At 39.4% G+C, this 15,367-nt stretch carries 15 protein-coding genes; 12 read left to right on the forward strand and 3 right to left on the reverse strand.

The features are described 5' to 3' along the window. Positions 1 to 27 precede the first annotated feature (27 nt). The 5 genes from opp3b to K8L98_RS05910 all read left to right on the forward strand — a co-directional run bounded on the left by opp3b (position 28) and on the right by K8L98_RS05910 (position 5,351). Positions 28 to 954, forward strand: coding sequence for an oligopeptide ABC transporter permease (gene opp3b / locus K8L98_RS05890; protein WP_223440390.1), 927 nt, complete (start codon positions 28 to 30; stop codon positions 952 to 954). Continuing rightward, positions 954 to 1,976 (forward strand): oligopeptide ABC transporter permease, encoded by a 1,023-nt coding sequence (opp3C, locus tag K8L98_RS05895; protein ID WP_223440392.1) that lies wholly within the window; start codon positions 954 to 956, stop codon positions 1,974 to 1,976. The genes opp3b and opp3C overlap by 1 nt, the downstream gene beginning before the upstream one ends. Before the next feature lie 21 nt (positions 1,977 to 1,997). Further along, positions 1,998 to 3,041 carry an ABC transporter ATP-binding protein gene (locus K8L98_RS05900; protein ID WP_223440394.1) on the forward strand — a complete coding sequence of 348 codons (1,044 nt, stop codon included), beginning with the start codon at positions 1,998 to 2,000 and terminating at the stop codon, positions 3,039 to 3,041. Positions 3,042 to 3,044: 3 nt separating this feature from the next. Beyond that, entirely contained in the window at positions 3,045 to 3,983 is a 939-nt protein-coding gene (locus tag K8L98_RS05905; protein WP_223440396.1) for an ABC transporter ATP-binding protein, read from the forward strand. A gap of 162 nt (positions 3,984 to 4,145) precedes the next feature. Then, the gene (locus K8L98_RS05910; RefSeq protein ID WP_223440398.1) at positions 4,146 to 5,351 is read left to right on the forward strand and encodes a putative glycoside hydrolase; all 1,206 of its coding nucleotides are present in this window, start codon (positions 4,146 to 4,148) and stop codon (positions 5,349 to 5,351) included. Positions 5,352 to 6,416: 1,065 nt separating this feature from the next. Here the strand turns inward: K8L98_RS05910 and K8L98_RS05915 are convergent. Then, positions 6,417 to 6,602 carry a hypothetical protein gene (locus K8L98_RS05915; protein WP_223440400.1) on the reverse strand — a complete coding sequence of 62 codons (186 nt, stop codon included), beginning with the start codon at positions 6,600 to 6,602 and terminating at the stop codon, positions 6,417 to 6,419. Between the two features lie 119 nt (positions 6,603 to 6,721). Here K8L98_RS05915 and K8L98_RS05920 point away from each other — a divergent pair, with 119 nt between their 5' ends. After that, positions 6,722 to 7,300, forward strand: coding sequence for a GNAT family N-acetyltransferase (locus tag K8L98_RS05920; RefSeq protein ID WP_223440401.1), 579 nt, complete (start codon positions 6,722 to 6,724; stop codon positions 7,298 to 7,300). Positions 7,301 to 7,582: 282 nt separating this feature from the next. After that, positions 7,583 to 7,984, forward strand: coding sequence for a transcriptional regulator SpxA (spxA, locus tag K8L98_RS05925; RefSeq protein ID WP_070879181.1), 402 nt, complete (start codon positions 7,583 to 7,585; stop codon positions 7,982 to 7,984). Positions 7,985 to 8,018: 34 nt separating this feature from the next. Here spxA and K8L98_RS05930 read toward each other — a convergent pair whose 3' ends face one another. Then, positions 8,019 to 8,693, reverse strand: coding sequence for a TerC family protein (locus K8L98_RS05930; protein WP_223440402.1), 675 nt, complete (start codon positions 8,691 to 8,693; stop codon positions 8,019 to 8,021). Positions 8,694 to 9,014: 321 nt separating this feature from the next. Here K8L98_RS05930 and mecA point away from each other — a divergent pair, with 321 nt between their 5' ends. The 5 genes from mecA to pepF all read left to right on the forward strand — a co-directional run bounded on the left by mecA (position 9,015) and on the right by pepF (position 14,872). Next, positions 9,015 to 9,686 carry an adaptor protein MecA gene (gene mecA / locus K8L98_RS05935; RefSeq protein ID WP_223440403.1) on the forward strand — a complete coding sequence of 224 codons (672 nt, stop codon included), beginning with the start codon at positions 9,015 to 9,017 and terminating at the stop codon, positions 9,684 to 9,686. Between the two features lie 149 nt (positions 9,687 to 9,835). Beyond that, positions 9,836 to 11,359, forward strand: a complete 1,524-nt coding sequence (gene cls / locus K8L98_RS05940) for a cardiolipin synthase (RefSeq protein WP_223440404.1) — start codon at positions 9,836 to 9,838, stop codon at positions 11,357 to 11,359. Positions 11,360 to 11,559: 200 nt separating this feature from the next. Beyond that, positions 11,560 to 12,753 carry a competence protein CoiA gene (locus K8L98_RS05945; RefSeq protein WP_223440405.1) on the forward strand — a complete coding sequence of 398 codons (1,194 nt, stop codon included), beginning with the start codon at positions 11,560 to 11,562 and terminating at the stop codon, positions 12,751 to 12,753. A 64-nt stretch (positions 12,754 to 12,817) separates the two neighbouring features. After that, on the forward strand, positions 12,818 to 12,976 hold the full coding sequence (locus K8L98_RS05950; RefSeq protein WP_223440406.1) for a hypothetical protein: 159 nt from the start codon (positions 12,818 to 12,820) through the stop codon (positions 12,974 to 12,976). 78 nt (positions 12,977 to 13,054) lie between these two features. Further along, positions 13,055 to 14,872, forward strand: coding sequence for an oligoendopeptidase F (gene pepF, locus K8L98_RS05955; RefSeq protein WP_223440407.1), 1,818 nt, complete (start codon positions 13,055 to 13,057; stop codon positions 14,870 to 14,872). 263 nt (positions 14,873 to 15,135) lie between these two features. On the opposite strand, the gene K8L98_RS05960 is transcribed toward pepF, so the two are convergent. Next, positions 15,136 to 15,294 (reverse strand): hypothetical protein, encoded by a 159-nt coding sequence (locus tag K8L98_RS05960; RefSeq protein ID WP_223443210.1) that lies wholly within the window; start codon positions 15,292 to 15,294, stop codon positions 15,136 to 15,138. Positions 15,295 to 15,367 lie beyond the last annotated feature (73 nt).

The following is a 15,367-nucleotide window of genomic DNA, read 5'->3' on the forward strand; positions in this document are numbered from 1 at the left end:
TTCCATATAGTTCTAGGAGGTGCACACATGGTTAAATATTTAGGCCAACGTATGATTTACATGCTTATTACTCTTATATTAATTGCTTCATTTACATTTTTCCTTATGAAACTGATCCCCGGTACTCCATTTAATAACGGTAAGTTGTCAGATGCACAGGTGGAAATTATGAAAGACAAGTATGGGTTGGACCAGCCTGTACCCGTGCAGTATTTTACTTACATGACAAACTTGGCTAAAGGTGATCTTGGAGTATCATTCCAATTTGACAACACTCCGGTATCAGAGCTGCTTGCTGCTCGTATAGCCCCATCTGCTATCCTCGGATTTCAGGCAATGTTTGTAGGAACGTTATTCGGAATATTTCTTGGTATTATCGGTGCACTGCGCCAAAACACTTGGGTAGATTACGGTGCAACATTCTTTGCTGTAATCGGTAAATCCATCCCCTCATTTGTTTTTGCCGGTTTATTGCAATATTACATCGGAGTCAAGCTCGGATGGCTGCCAGTTGCATTCTGGCGCGGACCTGAATACAGCATTTTGCCTACAATAGCTCTTGCTATGTTCCCAATTGCGATTGCTGCACGTTTTATGAGAACGGAAATGATCGATGTTTTAAATTCTGATTACATTACACTTGCAAAAGCAAAAGGTGCAAGCTACTTTGAAATTGCCTTTAAACATGCCCTGCGAAATGCATTAATTCCAGTTGTAACGGTTTTAGGACCGCTTGCAGTAGGACTCATGACAGGATCACTTGTTATTGAGAAAATATTCTCCGTTCCTGGACTTGGCGAACAGTTTGTTAAGTCAATTACTGTGAACGACTACCCAGTCATCATGGGTACAACCCTTTTATTTGCTTTCCTATTTGTCTTAATTATTCTTGTTGTCGATATTTTATACGGCATCATTGACCCACGAATTCGTTTAGCGGGAGGTAAAAAATAATGGCACAAAAAGAAATCAACAAAGAATTATTTCAACCCGCTAAAATTGATTCTTCAAAGAGTGAAGAAATAAATAAACCGAGTCTCAATTATTGGCAGGATGCATGGCTGCGAGTAAGAAAGAATAAAGCTGCCGTTTTCAGTTTAATTGTAATCGTTCTATTAACTCTTTTAGCATTTATCGGGCCTGCTGTCAGCGGATACGACTCAGCCCGTCAAAAAGCAACACATGCTAATTTGCCTCCACGTATTCAAGGACTTGAAAACATCAGCTGGCTGCCTTTTGATGGAACAAGAACTCTTAATAATGGTGAAGAAATAAAAATTTATGAACAAAAACAAATTAAAGAATATTACTGGCTTGGAACAGATAACCTGGGCCGAGATCAGTTTACCCGCATCTGGAAAGGGACACAAATTTCTCTCTATATTGCCTTTTTAGCTGCATTCATCGATATGATCATCGGTGTAGCTTACGGTGCAATCTCCGGTTACTTTGGAGGACGAATTGATAACGTCATGCAGCGTATCATCGAAGTTCTGATGGGGATACCGAACCTTGTTGTCGTTATACTCATGATATTAATTTTAAAACCTGGTATTATCTCCATCACAGTTGCATTAACCATAACTGGATGGGTTGGAATGGCCAGGGTCGTTCGTGCACAAGTTCTTAAACTTAAGAATCAGGAATTCGTACTGGCATCGAGAACACTTGGTGCAAGTCATGGAAAAATTATCTTTAAACATCTCATTCCAAACTTAGTTGGGGTAATAATCATCAATACAATGTTTACCATACCGAATGCTATTTTCTTCGAGGCGTTCTTAAGCTTCATCGGACTTGGATTACAGGATCCTCTTGCCTCTCTAGGAACATTAATTGACGAAGGGTTTAAATCAATGAGAGCGTTCCCTTATCAAATGATATACCCGGCGATCGTAATCAGTGTCATTATGATTGCATTTAACATGATTGCAGATGGACTGCGCGATGCGCTGGATCCTAAGATGAGAGACTAGAAAAAGGCAGGTGACCCAAAGATGGAAAAAATATTAGAAGTAAAAGATTTGCATATATCGTTCCACACGTTTGCAGGTGAAGTACAAGCCATTCGCGGTGTGGACTTTGACTTGAAGAAAGGGGAAACTCTGGCGATTGTAGGTGAATCAGGCTCTGGTAAATCAGTTACAACAAAGTCCATCATGCGATTATTGCCTGAGAGCAACTCTGAAATCAAAAAAGGGGAAATCCTCTTTAATGGAAAGAACTTAGCTTCCTTAACGGATAAGCAAATGCAGAAGATCCGCGGTAAAGATATTTCGATGATCTTCCAGGATCCTATGACTTCTTTAAATCCGACGATGATTGTTGGAAAGCAAATCATGGAACCTATCGTAAAGCACCAAAATATGAGCAAAGCCCAGGCAAAGGAAAGAGCGATTGACCTTTTGCGCCTCGTTGGAATTCCAAAGCCTGAACTGCGCTTCAAACAATATCCTCATCAATTTTCGGGCGGTATGAGACAGAGGGTTGTTATTGCCATCGCGCTTGCATGTAATCCGAAAGTTTTAATTGCTGACGAGCCTACTACCGCACTTGATGTTACGATTCAGGCACAGATTCTTGAGCTTATGAAGGATCTGCAAAAGAAAATTGACACATCGATCATTTTCATTACCCACGATCTTGGAGTAGTTGCAAATGTAGCTGATCGTGTAGCAGTTATGTACGGCGGGAAAATCATCGAGATCGGAACCGTAGATGAGATTTTCTACAATCCGCAGCATCCATATACTTGGGGCCTGATTAGTTCAATGCCGAGCCTTGATTCACAAGATCAGGAGCTGTATGCGATACCTGGAACGCCTCCAAACTTATTGCATCCTCCAAAAGGTGACGCTTTTGCACCGCGTAACGAATATGCGATGCAAATTGATTTAGAAGAACAGCCGCCAATGTTTAAAGTATCTGATACACATTATGCTGCAACATGGCTGCTTCATCCTGATGCACCAAAGGTTGAACCGCCTGCAGCGGTAAAACTTCGCCAGCGCAAGTTCCCTGAAATGAAGGAGGGAAAGTAGAAGATGAAAAGAGAAAAACTTCTTGAGGTTAAAAACCTAAAACAGCACTTTAATGTAGGAAAAGCAAATGAAGTAAAAGCAGTTGATAATATTTCATTTGATATATATAAAGGTGAAACTCTTGGTCTTGTAGGTGAATCAGGCTGCGGAAAGTCAACGACCGGCCGTTCAATTATCCGTTTATACGACGCTACAGACGGTGAAGTAAAGTTTAACGGCGTAAATGTTCACGGAAAAAAATCCAAAAGCGAGCTGAAAACCTTTAACCGCAAAATGCAGATGATTTTCCAAGATCCATACGCTTCCTTAAACCCTCGTATGAAGGTATCTGACGTTATTGCCGAGGGAATTGATATCCACGGTCTGGCAAAGTCCGATAAAGATCGGATGGAAAGAGTGTACGAGCTTCTTGAAACAGTAGGTCTGAATCGTGAGCATGCAAACCGTTTTCCTCATGAATTCAGCGGCGGACAGCGTCAGCGTATCGGAATCGCGCGTGCACTTGCAGTAGATCCGGACTTCATTATTGCAGATGAGCCAATCTCTGCTTTAGATGTATCGATTCAGGCACAAGTAGTAAACTTAATGAAGAATCTGCAAAAAGAAAAAGGACTTACGTATCTATTTATTGCGCATGACCTTTCAATGGTAAAATACATCAGCGACCGCATCGGTGTAATGTATTTCGGCAAGCTGGTTGAGCTTGCAGACGCAGAAGAGCTTTATAACAATCCGATTCATCCGTATACTCAAGCTTTGCTTTCTGCTATACCGCTTCCGGATCCTGATTATGAGCGCACTCGTATTAGAAAGAAATACGACCCGGCTCAGCATCAGTATACAGAAGGAGATGAGCCGCAGTTCCGCGAAGTAAAACCAGGCCATTTCGTGATGTGTTCAGAAGCTGAATATAAGCAGTACAAAACTTTATATGCAAAATAATGAAAAGTGATCTCATGAACTGAGATCACTTTTTTTTTGAAAAGAATGAGAAATGACAGCAGAAAGCTGTTGGAAATTGTCAAAATAAGTCCCAATACATGTATAAACATCCTGATTTTTCATTTATAATGAGGACAGATCAGCAAATGGAGGGTGTTAACCGTGGCTTTTTTTAAAAAGATTGTACCTGCATGCCTGGTAGCAGGTTCTATAGCTGCAGCAGGAGCAGGCAGTCAGACAGAAGCAGAAACAGGCTTAGTTGCATCTGCACACGATAGTAAAGCACTTGTGTATCAAAAGAAAGAACTCCCGGAATCGATGCCCCGTTTTGTTTTTGACTCGGGACTGAACTTTGAATATCCAGATGCAATCAGAGGAATCTACGTGTCGGGCCACTCTGCCGGCGGCAGTAAATTTGCACAGCTGACAAAGCTAATGGATTCAACCGACCTAAACGCAATGGTTATTGATGTGAAAGATGATTATGGAAATTTAACTTACCGCCCTGATCCATCTTCTCCTTATTACGATATTAGTCATCAATACATAAAAGATCCGCGGGCGATGCTGAAAGAGCTTGAGAAAAAGAAAATCTATCCGATTGCGAGAGTTGTTGTATTTAAGGACTCGGTTCTCGCAAACAAAAAGCCGGAATGGTCTTTTAAAGATGGAAACAGCGTCTGGAAGAACGGGCGGGGAGAGTCATTTGTAAACCCATTTGTAAAAGAAGTTTGGGATTACAATGTACAAATTGCCATTGAAGCTGCAAAGCTCGGTTTTCAGGAAATTCAATTTGATTACGTCCGTTTTCCTGAAGGATTTGAGAATAAAGATGCTACGCTAAAATACAGCCATGGTGATTATACAGATACCAAACAAGATAATGTTCAGAAGCGTGTAACAGCGGTAACGGACTTTGTTGAATACGCGAGGGGAAAATTGAAACCTTATGGCGTTAAAACCTCAGTTGATATCTTTGGATATACAGCTACATTGCCCGAAGCACCGGGTATTGGCCAAAACTTTACAAAGATCTCTGACCATGTTGATGTCATATCATCGATGATTTATCCTAGTCACTGGACGGCCTATTTTGGAATTGAGAAGCCCGACCTAAAACCATACGAACTCATTACAGAATATGCCAAGCTTGAAAATAAAAAGCTTGATGAGCTGAAAACAAGACCAGTGTCGCGGCCATGGCTTCAGGATTTTACGGCTTCATGGCTCGGCAGCGGAAACTACAAAAAGTATGGAAAAGAAGATATAGAAGCTCAAATCAAGGCATTGAATGATCAGGGTATAAAAGAGTACCTTCTGTGGAATGCCGGAAATAACTATACAAAAGGCGTAGATTACACGCCTTGATTATCAGCAACTGCTTATTTAAATAACCGGATTCTTTTTGAAGGGATACAATTGCACTGCAATTTGTATCCTTTTTCTGTTGGTTTTGTGCAGTAAGTGCATTCTATGTTCCAAAAAAACTTGTGTTTGGTCGGTTTTGGTGAGTAAATGAACTGTATGATTCCATACAGTATCAGTGTGATTAGAGTACCCAAAGGCTTGCTATGATTCCACAAAATTCAGTATCAGCGTGATTAGGATACTCAAAGGCTCGCTATGATTCCTCAAAATTTTGATTCAGTCTGATTAGAGTACTCAAAGGGCGTCTATGATTCCTCAAAATCCTGAATCAGTGTGATTAGAGTACTCAAAGGCTTGCTATGATTCACAAAATTCAGTATCAGTGTGATTAGAGTACTCAAAGGCTTGCTATGATTCCCCAAAATTCAGTATCAGTGTGATTAGAGTACTCAAAAGCTTGCTATGATTCCACAAAATTCAGTATCAGCGTGATTAGAGTAATCAAAGGCTCGCTATGATTCCCCAAAATCCAGATTCAGCGTGATTAGAGTACTCAAAGGCTTGGTATGATTCCACAAAATTCAGTATCAGCGTGATTAGAGTACTCAAAGGCTCGCTATGATTCCTCAAAATCCAGACTCAGCGTGATTAGAGTACTCAAAGGCTCGCTATGATTCCTCAAAATCCAGACTCAGCGTGATTAGAGTACTCAAAGCCCGTTTATGATTCCACAAAATTCAGTATCAGCGTGATTAGAGTACTCAAAGGCTTGCTATGATTCCACAAAATTCAGTATCAGCGTGATTAGAGTACTCAAAGGCTCGCTATGATTCCTCAAAATCCAGACTCAGCGTGATTAGAGTACTCAAAGGCTCGCTATGATTCCTCAAAATCCAGACTCAACCTGATTAGAGTACTCAAAGCCCGTTTATGATTCCCCAAAATCCAGACTCAGCGCAAATAGAGCACTCAAAGCCCGTCTAAGATTCCCATCAATCGGATTTCTCTCACTTCAAATCAAAACAAAAAAAGCGGTCAAAAATGACCGCTTTTCTTCATTAAATATTAACTTCGTCTGCCGCCGACTTTTCGCCATCCTGCCTGGGTTTTTAAAGTGTGTTCAACGTTTTCATTTTTCTTTTTTCCGCTGAAGATGGTTTCTCCGATTCCATTCGTTATGACTCCCATTAAAGCTGTTATTCCAATAACCAATACAGCAACAAGCAGAAAATCGAACGCATATTCAAACAAAATCCTCACCATCCCATTATTTACTTATAATTTTATAGTAGCTCATGTTTAACACTAAGAAAAGAGGGTATATCTAAATTAGAAAGAAATGAACGTAAAAACGTGCAAGGAGCGGGTCAATGAACTGGTATGAGAAATTAAATCAATACTTTCCTATTGAGGAAATGAAATCTAAAGAACACATTGAAACTCTTTTGAAAGAGCGGGGTGATATTTATCATAAAGATGAAGGGGAATATCATGTTCTTATGTATGCTGAATTAGAAGATTTCATCTTTATTGATTACTTGTTTGTATCGAAAAAAGCAAGAGGACAGGGTCTCGGACATAAGCTTATTTCAAATTTAAAAGAATTAGGAAAACCAATTATTCTAGAGGTGGAACCCGTGGATGAAGATATTCTTGATACGGGCAAGCGCTTAAAGTTCTATCAGCGAGAAGGATTTCAGCATGCAAAATCAATCGGATACAGAAGAAAGTCGCTTGCTACAAACGAAGTGAATGCAATGGAAATTCTTTATTGGTCCCCTGAAGATTCTTCAGAAGAATTAATTTATGAAGCAATGAAAAAAACATACTTAATGATTCATACTTATAAAGATAAAGAATTTTACGGAAAAGAATATCAGGATGTACAGGAAGTTTTATCCATGCAGGAGCAGGATAATCAGAAAGATATTTTCGATGGACTGGATTAATTGAGAATCAGATGACCGAATTCAGAGGGATAAATAATGTTGAAAGAACAGGGATTCTGAGTGAATTTGATAAAAGTATTACATATAATCCTCCAATATTTACGGAATTGTAACTGTTTTGTCAAACATTTGTATTTAAAAAGTGTATACTTACTTACTTTTCTATAGTATAATTCGTTATAGATATTACTTAATTGTAGTAATTTCAATTTAAAAGCAAAGTAATACTTATTACTATTATAAGCAGTCTGCTCATTTTACACAAAAAGGAGTGAAAGGTTTATGGTAACGTTATATACTTCACCAAGCTGTACTTCTTGTCGTAAAGCGAAGGCATGGTTAGAAGAACATGAAATCGCATATACAGAGCGCAACATTTTTTCTGAGCCGCTATCAGTTGACGAGATTAAAGAAATCTTGCGCATGACTGAAGATGGAACAGATGAAATCATTTCTACTCGTTCAAAGATCTTTCAAAAATTGAACGTAAATGTTGAAACAATGCCTCTTCAAGATCTTTATGATCTGATTCAGGAGCACCCAGGCCTATTAAGACGCCCTATCATCATTGATGAAAAGCGATTGCAGGTCGGATACAATGAAGATGAAATCAGACGCTTCTTGCCTAGAAAGGTACGCACATATCAGCTGCGTGAAGCACAGCGTTTAGTGAATTTCAGTTAATGAATCATAACCCATAGAAAACCTTCCTTAGCTGTTAAGGAAGGTTTTCGTTTTTTTCTATGCGCTGATAAATGAAGCCAGATAAAATCAAAAACAAAATGAGCAAATAAGGAAGCATGACCCCCATGCTTGGATGAGTATGGAATATTGGCGCAAGCTTGTGTTCATGGATAATCATTTTGCCTGCCGTATAAGCAAGCATTCCTCCACCGATATAAATGAGAGCAGGATATTTGTCTAATATTGTTAGAATGAGATTGCTGCCCCAAATCATGATCGGGATCGAGATTAACAAGCCGATTATCACTAGGAATGTCTGGCCATTAGCTGCCCCGGCAACCGCAATGACATTATCCATTCCCATCAGCATATCAGCCAGTACAATCGTCTGAACCGCTTTTCTCAAAGATTGATGGCTTTTTATTTCTTCTTCTTTTTCCTCAGTTCCTACAATTAAGTGATAGGCGATATAGAGGAGCAGAATCCCGCCAATCAGCTGCACAAAAGGAATCTGGAATAAATAGACTGCGACTGAAGTAAGCATGATGCGAACCCCTATTGCGAAGACCGTTCCTAAAATGACTGCTTTTTTTCGCTGTTTAGGGGGCAGATTTCGGCTTGCCATTGCAATAACGATCGCGTTATCTCCTCCAAGGAGCAAATCAATGCCGATAATCATAATCAAAGACATGAGAAATTCCTGTTCCATTTAAGTACCTCTTTCCCTGTTATTGACTGCTCGTACCATATATATGAAGCGATCTTTGAATTATGAGCCATTCTATATAGGTAAATAACTGTTTTTGTAAATTCAAGGTTTTTTTATTTCATTCGGAGCTGTTTTATCATAAAATAGGAGTACAAGAATCTTGAAAGGCAAGTCTCATTTTCAAGACAAGTTTTATAAGCTAATGATGCGTTGCGCTGACGATTAAATAGCTGCTGATTTGGGTAAAGTGTAGAAAAGTGCAACTTATTTAGGGGTTTAGTTGTCCCTTCACCATCATATATAGAAGGGAAGGTTGTAAAGATGGAGATAGAACGTATTAATGAATATACCGTAAAGTTTTATATTTCATATCTTGATATAGAGGAACGCGGTTTTGACAGAGATGAAATCTGGTACAACCGCGAAAGAAGTGAAGAGTTATTTTGGGAAATGATGGATGAAGTTCACGACGAGGAAGACTTCATGGTGGAAGGGCCGCTATGGATTCAGGTTCAGGCTCTCGATAAAGGCTTAGAAGTCATTGTAACAAGAGCTCAGCTGTCAAAAGACGGCCAGAAAATTGAACTTCCTTTATCTGAGGATAAAGTGAGGGAATTACCGGTCGATGAGAACATTGAATCTATTTTAGATCAGCACTTTAATGATGATCTTGATGATAAATCAGACGGTTCGGCGGAGGAAGAAGAGCAGCAGCTGCAATTTCTGATAAAATTTAATGATTTTGAACATATTATTGCTTTAGCACAAGTTCCTGTTAGCGGATTTGTCAATTCACTTTACTCACTGGATAAAAACTACTACCTATATGTAGAGTTTGATGAGCAGCATTCAGATGAAGACATTGAGAATATGCTGAGTATTATTCTCGAGTATGGACAAGAATCGCGCATGACCATTCACCGAGTCACGGAATACGGCAAGGAAATTATTGCGAATGAAGCTCTTGACGTTGTTAAGAAACATTTTAGCTAAAAAGTAAGAAATGCCGATTTCATGAAGTTTGAAGTCGGCTTTTTTTAGCATTAAATTTTATACAGGCTGTTTTCGGACAATTTTTTTGTATAAGCATCCGCAGTTATCGCTAATACTAAAGAACCTTTTATAAAAGTCAGGGGTAAAACATGAAAAATACGGTTCGAGTGCTTTTGTTTGCAATTATTATTGGTTTTTTTATCTACATAATTCAAAATTTTACGGGCAGTATTTCAAGTGAATGGATGATTACAGCTACCACTGTTCTCTTTGCATTTTCAGTTATCTTTATCGGATTTGTCATTTTTCTTGAAAACCGGAAACCCTCTCAAACGATTACATGGCTTGTCGTTCTTGGAAGTTTTCCGCTGATCGGCTTTTTATTTTACCTTGTATTTGGACGCAATGTGAGAAAGAAGAAGTTATTTGACCGAAAAGCGCTGGTTGATGAAAAAATCATGTTTGAAATTGAAGGTAATCAATCGTCTTATGAGGATAAGATTGATTTAATGGGCGACCATCAGCAAATGCTTTTTAATTTAGCGCATCGCCTTGGACATACTCCAATTTCATTTGCTACAAGGACGAAAGCCTTGACGAATGGCAATGAGACATTTAATCATATTTTCGGGGAAATTGAGAAGGCTGAGCATCACATCCATCTTGAATATTATATTGTCAGGCACGATGAAGTCGGCAACAAATTAAAGGATGCTTTGATAAAGAAAGTGAAAGAAGGCGTAGAGGTTCGCTTTTTATATGATTCAGTCGGAAGCTGGAAATTATCAAAGGCGTACATTAAAGAAATGCAGCAGGCAGGCATTGATGTTGTTTCATTCTTACCTGTGAAAATGCCCTTTTTGAATAACAAAGTCAATTTCCGCAATCACAGAAAAATCATAGTCATCGATGGAACTGTCGGGTTTGTCGGCGGCTTGAATGTCGGTGATGAATATTTAGGCAAGAATGAGTTTTTCGGTTTTTGGCGTGATACCCATTTAATGGTGTGGGGCGAAGCCGTCCGCACGCTGCAAATGATCTTTCTTCAGGATTGGTATTACATGACGGGAGAAAATATTGTGAAGAAGGAATATATGACTCCTTCTGTTAAGCTTGAAGAGCATGAAGGAGGCGTACAGATAATTGCTGGCGGACCTGATAACAAATGGGAGGTCATTAAGAATCTGTTCTTCTCGATGATTACATCTGCCAAAGATTCCATCTGGATCGCATCTCCTTACTTTGTACCGGATGAAGATATTCTTTCAGCCTTAAAGGTAGCTTCATTGAGCGGTGTAGACGTAAGGCTGCTTGTGCCGAAGCGTCCAGATAAAAAAATTGTCTTCTATGCTTCAAGGTCTTATTTCCTGGAATTGCTTGAAGCTGGTGTGAAAATTTACGAATATGAAGAAGGCTTTATGCACAGCAAGATTGTCATTGTTGATTATGAGCTTGCTTCTATAGGAACTGCAAATATGGATATGAGAAGCTTCCATTTGAATTTTGAAGTGAATGCCTTTCTTTACCGGACAAGAAGCACGCAAAAGCTTGTCGATGAGTATGAGCGTGATCTCAAAGTATCTCATGAAATTATCATGGATGAATTCAACAATCGCCCATTCAGGCAGAAGCTTTATGAATCAATGTCCAGACTGCTTTCCCCCTTGTTATAATTTAAGGAGACATGCCGTAAATGGCATGTCTTTTTTTGGTCGTATTGATAAAATTTACGTGCTTATATGGCTAGCGCAAGCGCAGATCTCCGGCCAGAAAATATCGGCCAACTTGCGCTTTTGTTATAAAAACAGATTCCTTAATAAGGAAACTTTTTATATAATGAAGAAGATCATAACAAAGGAGCTGATGCAAAGTTATGCTAGTTGCCAAAACCGGCAAAGGAACTATGATTAATCTTTCGGACAAGCAATGGGAAGCAAAGATCCTTATGCAATTAAGAAGGAAAGAAGCCTTCTACTGTACAGTGTGTGAAAATCCGCTTGATTTAAAGATTGGCAGCATTAAAGTCCATCATTTTGCACACAAAAAAAATAAAACGTGTTCCATAGAGACTGAGCCTGAAAGCGAGTACCATCTGTATGGGAAGCTCCAGCTTTATAAGTGGCTTCAGGGGCAAGGAGTCCAAAGTGCAGAGCTCGAACAATACCTCCCAAGTATTTCTCAGCGCCCTGATGTGCTTTTTAAAAACAGGAATAAATACACAGCTGTAGAATATCAATGCTCAGTGATGCCTGCTTCTCTTTTTTCAAAAAGAACCAGCCAATATAAAAAAGCAGGGATTAATGAGATGTGGATATTAGGCGGTAAAAATACTGCACGGTTAAGCAGTCATACCTTTCGCATTTCCCCTTTTCAGTGGCTGTTTGCAAGAGCAGGTGAAGACCCGCTCGATCCGCCGTTTATCCCTACGTATTGTTCAAAAGTGCAGGCATTCCTTCTGATTGAACACCTCATTCCTTTTTCAAAACAAGTCTTCTTCTCCATTCCAAGATATTTGCCTCTAAATCAAACCGCCATTTCTGATCTTCAAAGTCCAAAAACGCATTCTATTAAGTCCCATCTTTCAAAGTGGATTCACCTCATCAAATCACATCGTTTAAAACCGGCTGTACATCTTCAGAGGGAAATGATCCTGCTTCAGAAAGAACTTTATGAAAAGAAGCAGACTCCGCTTTCCCACCTTCCTGCTGAAGCCTTTCTTCCAATCAAAACCAGCTATCTGTTTGATTCCCGCATTTGCCTTTGGCAAACCAAAATTCTCTTGTTCATAGATCAGATCCAAACACACACAGTTTTTACTCTTGAAGAGGTTACAAGGGAAATAAGGGCAGATCCTTCAACTAAAGTCCGTGATCTAACACATTTAAAGCATCTTACTATTGGGGCACCGATTCTTGAATATTTGGAGGCATTATCGTTTATGGGCATGCTTCAGCGTGTAAATAAAAACAAATATGTGAAACAAAAAGAAATTACATGGCAGAGTAAACCTGCTGATTTATTAAAGAGAGATGAGCTTGTTATGAAGCTATTTACTCAATATAAATGATTTGTATGAACAGGGTAAGGACGAAGCAACCTATGAAAGAGTGAATATGAATGGAGGAATGATGATGTTTTATAAAAAAAGAAGGAAAAGCAATTTGTTTGATTACACCTTAACAGCTGTCAGCACAGGAGCCATTGCATACCTGATGACGAAGTCGATGCGCGAAAATGGAGAGAAGGATGTCGACAGCCGTCAGGACTTGTCTGATATGCAGGGAAAATAGCAAGACTCTTAGATTGATTTGCAAGAAAATATAGAATATTATTGGGTTAATCATGTTAAAAGGGGGATTTGGATAACTATGGCAGAACAAACAGCCGTTAAAACATTGCCGAAAAGAACGGACATCGCCGTCGAAGATACATGGAAACTTGAGGATATTTTTGAAAATGATGAAGCTTGGGAAGCGGAGTTTAAAGAAGTGAAAGCTTCCTTGCCTAAAATTGGAGAATTCAAGGGCAAACTCGGAGATTCAGCTGATGGTTTTCTAGAAGCACTTACATATCAGGATGCTGTGATGGAGAGATTAGGAAAGCTTTATACATATGCCCACATGAGATACGATCAAGACACAGGGGATTCACACTATCAGGGCTTAAATGACCGTGCATCAAACCTTTACACACAGGCGAGCAGTGTTTCGTCCTACATTATACCTGAAATCCTATCAATGGATGAAGCGAAAATTAAAGGCTTCTTAAATGAAAAAGAAGAGCTGAAGGTTTACGGGCATACGTTAGACGAAATTAACCGCCAGCGTCCGCATGTATTATCTGCAGAGCAGGAAGCCCTTTTAGCGCAGGCTTCAGATGTATTGGGATCATCAAGCAATACATTCGGCATGCTGAATAATGCAGATCTTGAATTTCCTTCAATAAAAGATGAGGACGGCGAAGAGGTAGAAGTAACCCACGGCCGCTATATCCGATTTTTAGAAAGTGAAGACCGCAGAGTTAGGCAAGATGCTTTTAAAGCGGTATACAACACATATGATAAATATAAGAACACATTTGCAAGCACGCTTGGCGGAGCGATTAAAAAAGATAACTTCTACGCAACAGTAAGAAATTATCAGTCAGCACGCGAAGCAGCCCTCAGCAATAATAATATTCCTGAAGAAGTGTATGAGAATCTCGTTAAGACGGTAAACGATAATCTCCACCTGCTTCATAAGTACATCGAGCTCCGCAAAAAAGTGCTCGGACTTGATGAGCTTCATATGTATGACCTTTTCACACCGCTTGTGAAAGACGTCAAGATGAAAATTCCTTATGCTGAAGCAAAGGACTATTTGCTGAAAGGTCTTGCTCCGCTTGGCGAGGATTACCTGGCTATCTTGAATGAAGGCTTTGAAAACCGCTGGGTTGATGTGCACGAAAACAAAGGGAAAAGAAGCGGTGCCTACTCTTCTGGAACTTACGGAACAAACCCATATATCCTGATGAACTGGCAGGATAATGTGAACAATCTCTTTACATTGGCCCATGAATTCGGTCACTCCGTGCACAGTTATTACACAAGAAAATCTCAGCCGTATCAATATGGACATTATTCAATCTTCGTAGCAGAGGTTGCGTCTACATGCAACGAAGCGTTATTGAATGATTATCTGTTAAAAACCATTGATGATAAGAAAAAACAGCTTTATCTCTTAAATCATTATTTAGAAGGATTCAGAGGCACAGTATTCCGTCAAACGATGTTTGCTGAGTATGAACATACGATTCATAAAAAAGCACAGGAAGGCGAACCGCTGACCCCAGATCTATTAACGAAGCTATATTATGATCTGAACAAAAAATACTTTGGTGAACACTTGGCAGTGGACGAAGAAATAGGCCTGGAATGGGCAAGAATTCCACATTTCTACTACAATTACTACGTGTATCAGTATGCAACTGGATACAGTGCAGCAACTGCACTCAGCAAGCAGATCCTTGAAGAAGGAGAGCCTGCGGTCCGGCGCTACCTTGAGTTCCTCAAATCAGGAAGCTCGGATTATCCGATTGAAGTGCTGAAAAAAGCAGGCGTGGATATGACATCGCCCCAGCCAATTGAAGAAGCATTGAAGGTATTTGAAGAGAAGCTGAATGAGATGGAGCAGCTTTTGTCAGAGTAAAATAAGAAGAATGCAGCCTGGGAGCTGCATTCTTTTTTAGTATCTGCAGAAGGCGGGAAGAGAATAAAAAAGCCTTAAAAGTACTATTAAATGACCGCTGTTTTTCTGTTCAAAAAACGGTTCAGCTAAATGTTACTTAATATTTCTGGGAGAAGCTTGATAATCGGCTAAAAAATTAACAAATTCCGCTTGAAAATGATGGCTTGAAAGAGCTGGCCAAAATACTGGTATCGATTGAATTTAATCAGTATACAGAGCCGCGGCTAAAACCCCTTAAAAGTTTTCCGGTGATTCATTAAATATAGTGTCACAAAGATTGAAATAAACAAAAGCGGGGACGATACCAGCAATGGAAACATCTCCATTAATCCAAGTATATTAAGAAAAAAACTAATAATAAGCAGAATGATACTGATAATCAGGGGAAGGCTGCTGTTCAATTTGAAATCCTCCTTGTTTGTCCTTTCTAAAAAATATGAAAGCCATTCTGTATTT

It is taken from the genome of Metabacillus dongyingensis (assembly GCF_019933155.2).
In the GTDB taxonomy this organism is placed as follows: Bacteria; Bacillota; Bacilli; order Bacillales; family Bacillaceae; genus Bacillus_P; species Bacillus_P dongyingensis.